Annotated in this window: 9 protein-coding genes; all 9 read left to right on the forward strand. The window is 65.5% G+C overall.

Annotated elements, in window-relative coordinates; genetic code table 11:
* Positions 1–651: 651 nt before the first annotated feature.
* The 9 genes from pstS to G4G31_RS13260 all read left to right on the forward strand — a co-directional run bounded on the left by pstS (position 652) and on the right by G4G31_RS13260 (position 9,739).
* Positions 652–1,692, forward strand: a complete 1,041-nt coding sequence (pstS, locus tag G4G31_RS13220; protein WP_182988085.1) for a phosphate ABC transporter substrate-binding protein PstS — start codon at positions 652–654, stop codon at positions 1,690–1,692.
* Between the two features lie 171 nt (positions 1,693–1,863).
* Complete coding sequence (gene pstC / locus G4G31_RS13225; RefSeq protein ID WP_229425602.1) at positions 1,864–2,796, forward strand: phosphate ABC transporter permease subunit PstC; 933 nt, start codon at positions 1,864–1,866, stop codon at positions 2,794–2,796.
* Positions 2,793–3,650, forward strand: coding sequence for a phosphate ABC transporter permease PstA (pstA, locus tag G4G31_RS13230; protein WP_182988087.1), 858 nt, complete (start codon positions 2,793–2,795; stop codon positions 3,648–3,650). The genes pstC and pstA overlap by 4 nt, the downstream gene beginning before the upstream one ends.
* 25 nt (positions 3,651–3,675) lie before the next feature.
* On the forward strand, positions 3,676–4,470 hold the full coding sequence (pstB, locus tag G4G31_RS13235; RefSeq protein ID WP_182988088.1) for a phosphate ABC transporter ATP-binding protein PstB: 795 nt from the start codon (positions 3,676–3,678) through the stop codon (positions 4,468–4,470).
* 29 nt (positions 4,471–4,499) lie between these two features.
* Positions 4,500–5,192, forward strand: coding sequence for a phosphate signaling complex protein PhoU (gene phoU, locus G4G31_RS13240; protein ID WP_182988089.1), 693 nt, complete (start codon positions 4,500–4,502; stop codon positions 5,190–5,192).
* 2 nt (positions 5,193–5,194) lie between these two features.
* Positions 5,195–5,878 (forward strand): response regulator, encoded by a 684-nt coding sequence (locus G4G31_RS13245; protein WP_182988090.1) that lies wholly within the window; start codon positions 5,195–5,197, stop codon positions 5,876–5,878.
* 27 nt (positions 5,879–5,905) lie between these two features.
* On the forward strand, positions 5,906–7,198 hold the full coding sequence (gene phoR / locus G4G31_RS13250; RefSeq protein ID WP_182988091.1) for a phosphate regulon sensor histidine kinase PhoR: 1,293 nt from the start codon (positions 5,906–5,908) through the stop codon (positions 7,196–7,198).
* A 1,199-nt stretch (positions 7,199–8,397) separates the two neighbouring features.
* Positions 8,398–9,312 (forward strand): patatin-like phospholipase family protein, encoded by a 915-nt coding sequence (locus tag G4G31_RS13255; RefSeq protein ID WP_182988092.1) that lies wholly within the window; start codon positions 8,398–8,400, stop codon positions 9,310–9,312.
* Between the two features lie 13 nt (positions 9,313–9,325).
* Complete coding sequence (locus G4G31_RS13260) at positions 9,326–9,739, forward strand: heme-binding protein (protein ID WP_182988093.1); 414 nt, start codon at positions 9,326–9,328, stop codon at positions 9,737–9,739.
* Positions 9,740–9,764: the final 25 nt, after the last annotated feature.

A 9,764-nucleotide genomic window follows, 5' to 3' on the forward strand; every position in this document is an offset into this window, starting at 1 on the left:
CGCCCGGCGCACAGTTCGTGCGAAACCGCCTTGCGTTGAGCATGCTCAACACGGTTTCCTGAAGTTAAGAATAGGCGCGGTGCCATCCACCCGCGGGCCGGACCGCGACACCGGAGCGCCGGAAAACGAAAGCGGCGAGCGCCCTGTGGGCCTCGCCGCTTTGTTGATGGCTGCCCGAAGATCGGGCATGTCACTATTCGTGATAGCGGTCGTGCAGGGTACCAGCGCTGCCGCCGACTTCCTGGATGATTTCGTAGGCGATCAGGCCAACCATGCCCGTTAATATTGCGAAGACAAACATATTAAACATAGAAACAAAACGCTCTTCAGCATTCCCTCCTTGGCAGTGAACACGCTTTGAGCATAGCAGCCTGCAGAGACTTTACAAGCAGGCCGGGCACCGAAATTTGCGCGTGAATGCGTAGGGCAATCCTGTATGGACGGCATCGATCATGTGACAGCCGTACGCGGGCTGCGCCTGTGCTGTCATGGAGACGTCATCGTGCCGAAACACGTGTGTGACACGCTCCGCCCAGGCTGTCATCGATATCGTGAAAGCGGCTTTTGGCATGTCATCAACTTGTCATATTCGGCCAGTAGACTGCGCAGCGTGACGGGGAGACCCCCGGCACCACCTGAAAGGATACTGACATGCGAATGAAGCAAGTGCTCGTCTCGATTGCCGTGGCTGCCGCCACCCTGGCCGCCACCGCCGCCCAGGCCGTGAACATCACCGGCGCGGGCGCCACCTTCCCCTATCCGATCTATGCCAAGTGGGCGGAAATGTACAAGGCCGCCAGCGGCAACGGCTTGAACTACCAGTCGGTCGGTTCCGGCGCCGGCATCAAGCAGATCAAGGCGAAAACCGTCGACTTCGGCGCCTCCGACATGCCGCTGCCGGCCGCCGAACTGGCCGAAGCCGGCCTGTTCCAGTTTCCGGCCGTGATGGGCGGCGTGGTGCCGGTGGTGAACCTGCCGGGCGTGACGCCGGGCCAGGTGCGCCTGACCGGTGCCGTGCTGGCCGATATCTTCATGGGCAGGATCACCAGGTGGAACGCCCAGCCGATCGCCGCGCTGAACCCGGGCGTCAAACTTCCCGCAGATGACATCACGGTCGTGCACCGCGCCGACAGCTCGGGCACCACCTTCCTGTTCACCAATTACCTGTCGCAGGCCAGCGCGGACTGGAAGCTGAAGGTTGGCGCCGGCACCGCGGTGAAGTGGGCCACCGGCGTGGGCGGCAAGGGCAACGAAGGCGTGGCCGCCAACGTGCAGCGCATCAAGGGCGGCATCGGCTATGTCGAGTGGGCCTATGCCAAGAAAAACCGCATGGCCCACACCCAGCTGCAGAACCGGGACGGCGCCTTCCTCCAGCCCGACGACGAGGCCTTCAAGGCGGCCGCCGCCAGCGCCGACTGGGCCAGGGTGCCGGGCTTCGCGGTAGTGCTGACCAACCAGCCGGGCAAGGCCAGCTGGCCGATCACGGGCGCTTCCTACATCCTGGTGCACAAGGCCCAGCTCAACGCGGCCACGGGCAAGGAAGTGCTGAAGTTCTTCGACTGGGCGTATAAAAACGGCGACGCGGCAGCCGCCGAACTGGACTATGTGCCAATGCCCGACGCCGTCACCAAGCTGGTCCAGGATGCATGGCGCGCCCATGTCACCGATGCCGGCGGCAAGGCCATCTGGTAAGCCGGGCTTGATGCCAGGACGAACGAGGGACTGCCGCCGCAGCGGCAGTCGCGACGGCCTCTCAGTACGAACCACACAAAAACACACATGAGCGCATACCCTCCCGTCGCCATCGGCCAGCCGGCTCCGAACCCGGCCGTCGACCTGCAGTACGCCGCCCTGCGCAAGACCATGCGCAAGCAGCGCATCCAGGATTTCTTCTTCCACAAGATCACCTTGCTGTTCGCCGCCAGCGTCCTGCTGGCCCTGGTCGGCATCATCGCCTCGCTGGTCATCGGCGCCATGCCCGCCTTCAGGGAATTCGGCCCGGCCTTCATCTACACCGTCGAGTGGGACCCCATCAACGACAAGTTCGGCGCCCTGATCGCGATCTGGGGCACTGTCGTGACCTCGCTGATCGCCCTGGTCGTCGCCTTCCCGATCAGCTTTGGCATCGCGCTCTTCCTCACCGAAATCTGCCCGGCCGTGCTGCGCCGACCGCTGGGCACGGCCGTCGAACTGCTGGCCGGCATCCCCTCGATCATCTACGGCATCTGGGGCCTGTTCGTGTTCGCGCCCCTGTTCGCCGACCACGTCCAGCCGCTGCTGAAGGAGACCGTCGGCCAGCTGCCGGTGATCGGCCAGCTGTTCCAGGGCCCGACCATGGGCATCGGCATCCTCACCGCCGGCCTGGTGCTGGCCATCATGATCATTCCCTTCATCGCCTCGGTGATGCGCGACGTCTTCGAGATCGTCCCGGCCGTGCTGAAGGAATCGGCCTATGGCCTGGGCTGCACCCGCTGGGAAGTGGTGCGCAAGGTAGTGCTGCCCTACACCCGCAACGGCGTCGTCGGCGGCGTGATGCTGGGCCTGGGGCGGGCACTGGGCGAAACCATGGCCGTGACTTTCGTGATCGGCAATGCACACGAACTGAGCCCCTCGCTGTTCTCGGCCGGGAATTCGATCTCCTCGACCCTGGCCAACGAATTCGCCGAGGCGGCCTCGAACCTGCACGTGTCCTCGCTGTTCGCCATCGCCCTGATCCTGTTCGCGATCACCTTTGTCGTGCTGTCGGCGGCCAAACTGATGTTGGCGGGGATGTCCCGCAAGGAAGGTACGAAATGAAGGCGGCCATGAACCCCGTCTACCGCAGGCGCCTGCTGGCGCACCGGGTCGGCATGGCCCTTTCCGTGGCGGCCATGCTCGTGGGCCTGGCCTTCCTGGCCTGGATCCTCTGGACCCTGGTTGCCAACGGCTTCGGCTCGCTCTCGACCGCGCTCTTCACCGCCGACACCCCGGCGCCGGGCGGCGAGGGCGGTGGCCTGCGCAATGCCATCGTCGGCAGCCTGATGATGGTGGGCCTGTCGACCCTGGTCAGCACGCCGATCGGCATCCTGGCCGGCATCTACCTGGCCGAGTACGGCGCCACCAACCGCTTCGGCCAGGTCACGCGCTTCGTCACCGACGTGATGCTCTCGGCCCCGTCGATCGTGATCGGCATGTTCGTCTGGGCCGTCTACGTGGCCAACGCCAAGCACTTCTCGGGCTACGCGGGTTCGCTGGCGCTGGCGCTGATCGCCATTCCGGTCGTCGTGCGTACCACCGACAACATGCTGCGCCTGGTACCGACCAATTTGCTGGAAGCGGCATTCGCCCTGGGCGCGCCGCGCTGGAAGGTGGCGATGACGGTGCGCCTGCGCGCCGTGAAAGCTGGCGTCATCACCGGCGTCCTGCTGGCCCTGGCGCGCATCTCTGGCGAAACCGCGCCGCTCTTGTTCACGGCCCTGAACAACCAGTTCTACAGCACCGACATGAACGCGCCACTGGCCAACCTGCCGATCGTGATCGCGCAGTTCGCCATGAGCCCCTACGACGACTGGCGCGCGCTGGCCTGGGGCGCGGCACTCCTGGTGACCTTCGCCGTGCTGCTGCTGAACATCCTGTCGCGGACCGTCTTCACCCAGAAGACGCCGCGTTGATTCCCGACGAAATGTGAAAACCACCATGATCCACTCCATGCAGGCTGCCCCGGCAGCGCAAGCGAAGACCAAGACCATAGCGATCGCCAACCTCGACTTCTACTACGGGAAGACGCAGAGCCTCAAGAAAGTCTCGCTCGACATCCACGAAAAGCAGGTCACCGCCTTCATCGGCCCCTCGGGCTGCGGCAAGTCGACCCTGCTGCGCACCCTGAACCGCATGTACGACCTGTACCCGGGCCAGCGCGCGGAAGGATCGATCGTCTACCGCGAGCGCAACATCCTCGAGCCGGGCGTCGACGTGAACATGCTGCGCGCGAAAATCGGCATGGTATTCCAGAAGCCGACCCCGTTCCCGATGTCGATCTACGACAATATCGCCTTCGGCGTGCGCCTGTACGAGAACCTGTCGAAAGGCGAGATGGACGAGCGCGTGGAATGGGCCTTGAAAAAGGCGGCGTTGTGGGAAGAGGCCAAGGACAAGCTGAACAAGAGCGGCCTGTCGCTGTCCGGCGGCCAGCAGCAGCGCCTGTGCATCGCGCGCGGCGTGGCGGTCAAGCCCGACGTGCTGCTGCTGGACGAGCCGACCTCGGCGCTGGACCCGATCTCGACGGCCAAGATCGAGGAGTTGATCAGCGAATTGAAACAGGACTACACGATCGCCATCGTCACCCACAACATGCAGCAGGCGGCCCGGTGTTCCGATTACACTGCCTATATGTACCTGGGAGAGCTGGTGGAATTCGGCGAGACGGATCAGTTGTTCATGAACCCGGCTAAAAAAGAGACCCAGGATTACATCACCGGCCGCTTCGGTTAATACGGAAAAGAAGAACAGGGAGAGCAGTAATGATCGGTGAACACTCAAGCAAACAATACGACCAGGAACTCGAAGCGATCCGCTCCAAGGTGCTGCTCATGGGCGGCATGGTGGAAACCCAGTTCGAGGAGGCGCTGCACTGCTTCCGCGTGGGAGATATCGCGCAGGCGGACCACGTGATGGCCGAGGACGCGGCCGTGAACGGGCTGGAAGTGCAGCTCGACGACGCCTGCAGCCACCTGATCGTCAAGCGCCAGCCGGCGGCGAACGACCTGCGCACCATCATGGCGACCATCAAGGTGATCACCGACCTCGAACGCATCGGCGACGAGGCAAGCAAGATTGCGCGCACCGCGAAAAGCCTGCATGCGCGCGGCGTGACCGGTTTTGCCCACTACGACACCATCCGCAGCATCGGCAAGGACACCTCTGAACTGCTGCACGACGCGCTCGACGCCTTTGCGCGCCTGGACGGCAAGCAGGCCATGCGCATCATCGCCGGCGACGAAATCATCGACCACGAGTTCCGCACCATCCTGCGCAACCTGATCACCTTCATGATGGAAGACCCGCGCACGATTTCCTCGGCGCTCGACACGCTGTGGGTGGCCAAGGCCATCGAACGCATCGGCGACCATGCGAAGAACATCGCCGAGTACGTGATCTACGTGGTCGAGGGACGGGACATCCGCCACAGCAAACCCGTCGTCCAGGAAGGCTGAACATGGGAAGCACGCGCGTACTGGTGGTCGAAGACGAACCGGCCATCGTCGAACTGGTGAGCTATTCGCTGCGCGAAGCCGGCTGGAGCATCTCCTCGGTCGGCACGACGGGCGCGGCCTGGGACAGCATCAGCCGCGGCAAGCCGGACCTGCTGCTGCTCGACTGGATGCTGCCAGACCAGAGCGGCCTGCGCCTCCTGGCACGGCTGCGCGCCGACCGCGACTTCCAGGACATCCCCGTCATCATGCTGACGGCAAAGAGCATGGAAGAAGACAAGCTGGCTGGCCTGAACACGGGCGCGGACGACTATGTGACGAAACCGTTCTCGCCACGCGAACTGCTGGCCCGTTCGCGCGCCCTGCTGCGCCGCAAGAGCCCGCACCTGGCCGAGGCGCCGCTGCGCGCGGGGGCTGTCCTGCTCGACCCGGCCAGCTGCACGGTCAGCATCGAGGGCCAGCAGGTCGACATCGGCAATGCCGAATACAAGCTGCTCAAATTCCTGCTGGCCCACCGCGAGCGCGTGTTCTCGCGCGCCCAGCTGCTCGACAAGGTCTGGGGCGACCACGCCGTCATCGAGGAGCGCACGGTGGACGTACACGTGCTGCGCCTGCGGAAGGCCTTGAAGGGCGCCGAAGGGCTGATCCGCACGGTGCGCAGCGTCGGGTATATGCTGTCGGAAAAATAATCGACGATTCACTTCCTTGAAGGCCGCATGAATCCCAAACTGCTGTTCTGGGTGCCGGCGCTGTTGCGCCTGGCCTCCATCTTCGTTGCCGCCGGCGTGGTGTGGTGGATGGCCGGACCGGTCGCGGCGCTGGCGCTGGCGCTGGCCGGTGCGGTTGCCGCGCTGTTCGTGCAGCTGACCTACCTGTACCGGCTGGGCGAGTGGCTGAACGACCCGCACAGCGGACGCCTGCCGGACGGCTGGGGTGCCTGGACGGACGTGTTCGCGCGCCTCTACCGCCTGCGCCGCGAGGACGAGCGCCACCAGGCGGAGCTGGCCGAATGGCTGGCGCGCTTCCGCCAGGCCATGAGCCTGTTGCCGGAGGGCGTGGCCATCATGGACGATGTGCTTTTCCTGGAGTGGTGCAACCCGGCGGCCGAGCGCCACCTGAACCTCACGCTCGAGCGCGACAAGGGCCTGCGCGTGACCAACCTGGTGCGCCATCCGGACTTCATCGACTACATCATCCTGGGACGCTACGAGCAGCCGCTCACGCTGTCGCTGCGCGGCCGCAAGATCGAATGCCGCATCATCCCTTTTGAAAACCGGCGCCAGATCCTCGTCACCCACGATGCCACCGATACCGAGCGTATCGAGGCGATGCGGCGCGACTTCATTGCCAACGCCTCGCATGAATTGCGCACGCCGCTGACGGTCATCGTCGGCTTCCTCGAGATCGCCATGTCCGACCCGTGCATGGATGCCGCCACCCGTGAAGCGCACCTGAAACTGATGACCGAGCAGGGCGAGCGCATGCAGCGCCTGATCGAAGACATGCTGACCCTGTCGCGCCTGGAGTCCGACGAATTCCCGCTGCGGCGCGAGCGCGTGGACGTGGCGGCGCTGGTGGAATCGGTGGCTGCCGAGGCACGGGCGCTGTCGAACGGCCGCCACCGGATCGAGGTAACGGTCGACGGCCCGGACGTGATGGGCAGCATGGAAGAGCTGCGCAGCGCCTTTGCCAACCTGGCCTCGAACGCGGTGCGCTATTCGCCGGGTGGCGGCACCATCGCGCTGTCGTGGCGGCGCGGTGCGGGCGACCTGCAGTTTTCCGTATGCGACAGCGGCATCGGCATCGACCCCCAGCACATTGCGCGCCTGACCGAGCGCTTCTACCGCGTCGACAAGAGCCGTTCGCGCGAGACGCAGGGCACGGGCCTGGGCCTGGCCATCGTCAAGCACGTGCTGCTGCGGCACGGCGGGCGCCTGAACATCAGCTCCGTGCCGGGGGAGGGCAGTACCTTCACCGTGTCCTTGCCCAACACCTCCCTGCCTGGCTAGGACCGGACGCCCTGCGATGCAAACGGCACGGCGGCCGTAGCCAATACCGCCGCGCACCGTAGGGTGGGCTCCGCCCACGCGGTAGGGCGCTTGACCAGTGGAGAGTCGACCCGGCACGCGGCGTTCGCACCACGAGGGGCGGTGCGCTATGCATGGGTACGACTGCCCACCTACGCAAGCTGCCCCGGGGGCCACATGCCTCCGCCCGCCGCGCACCGTAGGGTGGGCTCCGCCCACGCGGTACGGCGTTTGACCAGTGGAGAGTCGAGCTCGGCACGCGGCGTTCGCACCACAAGGGGCGGTGCGGCATGCATGAGTACGACCGCGTGGGCGGAGCCCACCCTACGTTTCGCCGGCTTTGCGGACGAATCGACCGGACCCACTGTATTCAGGTATCGCACAGCATCCGCACACCGCGCCCGCCGCGCACCGTAGGGTGGGCTCCGCCCACGCGGTACGGCGTTTGACCAGTGGAGAGTCGACCCGGCACGCTGCGTTCGCACCATGAGGGGCGGTGCGGCATGCATGGGTACGACCGCGTGGGCAGAGCCCACCCTACGTTTCGCCGGCTTTGCGGACGAATCGACCGGAGCCACTGTATTCAGGTACCGCACAGCATCCGCACACCGCGGCCGCCGCGCACCGTAGGGTGGGCTCCGCCCACGCGGTACGGCGTTTGACCAGTGGAGAGTCGAGCTCGGCACGCGGCGTTCGCATCACAAGGGGCGGTGCGGCATGCATGGGTACGACCGCGTGGGCAGAGCCCACCCTACGTTTCTAACCCACCAGCTCAGCCTCGCGAGGGTACTGCCCACCTACGCAAGCCGCCCCGGGGGGCACATGCCTTCGCCCGCCGCGCACCGTAGGGTGGGCTCCGCCCACGCGGTACGGCGTTTGACCCGTGGAGAGTCGACCCGGCACGCGGCGCTCGCACCACAAGGGGCGGTGCGGCATGCACGGGTACGACCGCACGAAAGGAGTCCACCCTACATTACGCCGGCTTTGCCGGCCAGTCCACCAGCGCTGCCTCGCTCAGGTACGCCCGATGCAAGATGCGCACCATCCGTACAATGCAGCCACCGTCCAGCCAGCGAACCTCAAGGTACCGCCAGCCGCACCCTAAGCCCCGCCTCATCCAGTCTGCATCGATGCGCGGTACAATCGGGAATTGTCTTTCTCGACCCCGCTACCTGCCCTCCATGCTCTCTCGACGCACCTCCCTCATTGCTCTCGGCGCGCTGCTGCTGACCGCCTGCGGCAGCACCCCGCCGCCCCCTCCCGTCCCGGTCGCCGTCCAGGCGCCGCCGCCGCCACCGAAGAAGATCCGCATCGGCCTGGCCCTGGGTGGCGGCGCCGCGCGCGGCTTTGCCCATATCGGCGTGATCAAGGCGCTGGAAGCGCAGGGCATCGTGCCCGAGATCGTTGTCGGCACCAGTGCCGGTTCCGTGGTCGGCGCCCTGTACGCGGCAGGCTATAGCGGCTTCGAGCTGCAGAAGACGGCCATGGGCATGGACGAGGCGACGATCTCGGACTGGGCCATGCCGCTGTTTTCGAAGTCGCCGGGCCTGCTCAAGGGCGAGGCGCTGCAGAACTATGTCAACAAGGCGGTGAACAACCGGCCGATGGAAAAGCTGCCGAAGCGTTTTGGGGCGGTGGTCACCGACCTGAAGACCGGCGAAGCCGTCATGTTCGACAAGGGTAATACCGGCATGGCCGTACGTGCATCGTCCGCCGTGCCCTCGGTCTTCCAGCCCGTCAGGATCGGCAACAAGACCTATGTCGACGGCGGCCTGGTGGCCCCGGTGCCCGTGAAGTTCACGCGCGAGAAGATGGGCGCCGACTTCGTGATCGCCGTGAACATCTCGACCCAGGCCGACACCCAGGCCACGGTCAGCTCGCTTGACGTGCTGATGCAGACCTTCAGCATCATGGGCCAGCGCCTGAACCACTTCGAACTCAAGGATGCCGACATCGTCATCACCCCGGCGCTGGGCAAGATGGGCAGCGCCGACTTCAATGGCCGCAACCTGGCGATCCTCGCCGGGGAACAGGCGGCCGCTGCGGTGATGCCGCAAATCAAGGCCAAGCTGAAGGCCAAACAACAACAACCATAAGGAAGAGAGACCGATGAAAACCAAGCCGATGCTGACCCTGGACGACGTGAAGATCATCGCCGCGGCAAGCGAAGCCGAAGCCCTGACGAATGGCTGGGCCATCACCTTTGCCATCGTCGACGACGGCGGCCACCTGCTGTGGCTGCAGCGCCTGGACGGCGCCCCGCCGGTATCAAGCCACATCGCGCCCGCCAAGGCGAAGACGGCCGCGCTCGGCCGCCGCGAGTCCAAAGTGTACGAAGACGTGATCAACAACGGCCGCGTGTCTTTCCTGTCGGCGCCGGAGATCGAGGGCATGCTCGAGGGCGGCGTGCCCGTGGTCGTTGACGGTCATGTGATCGGCGCGGTCGGCGTGTCCGGCGTGAAGTCGAACGAGGATGCGCAGGTGGCGAAGGCGGGCATCGCCGCGCTGCTGGGCAACGCCTGAGCGGGCGCTTGCTTCGCGTAGGGTA

The organism is Massilia sp. Se16.2.3, from assembly GCF_014171595.1.
Classification (GTDB): domain Bacteria; phylum Pseudomonadota; class Gammaproteobacteria; order Burkholderiales; family Burkholderiaceae_D; genus Telluria.

Bases quoted from the DNA above. Each gene is read 5' to 3' on its own strand.
- pstS (WP_182988085.1), top strand. From the start codon at position 652: ATGCGAATGAAGCAAGTGCTCGTCTCGATTGCCGTGGCTGCCGCCACC.
- pstC (WP_229425602.1), top strand. From the start codon at position 1,864: ATGCGCAAGCAGCGCATCCAGGATTTCTTCTTCCACAAGATCACCTTG.
- pstA (WP_182988087.1), top strand. From the start codon at position 2,793: ATGAAGGCGGCCATGAACCCCGTCTACCGCAGGCGCCTGCTGGCGCAC.
- pstB (WP_182988088.1), top strand. From the start codon at position 3,676: ATGATCCACTCCATGCAGGCTGCCCCGGCAGCGCAAGCGAAGACCAAG.
- phoU (WP_182988089.1), top strand. From the start codon at position 4,500: ATGATCGGTGAACACTCAAGCAAACAATACGACCAGGAACTCGAAGCG.
- G4G31_RS13245 (WP_182988090.1), top strand. From the start codon at position 5,195: ATGGGAAGCACGCGCGTACTGGTGGTCGAAGACGAACCGGCCATCGTC.
- phoR (WP_182988091.1), top strand. From the start codon at position 5,906: ATGAATCCCAAACTGCTGTTCTGGGTGCCGGCGCTGTTGCGCCTGGCC.
- G4G31_RS13255 (WP_182988092.1), top strand. From the start codon at position 8,398: ATGCTCTCTCGACGCACCTCCCTCATTGCTCTCGGCGCGCTGCTGCTG.
- G4G31_RS13260 (WP_182988093.1), top strand. From the start codon at position 9,326: ATGAAAACCAAGCCGATGCTGACCCTGGACGACGTGAAGATCATCGCC.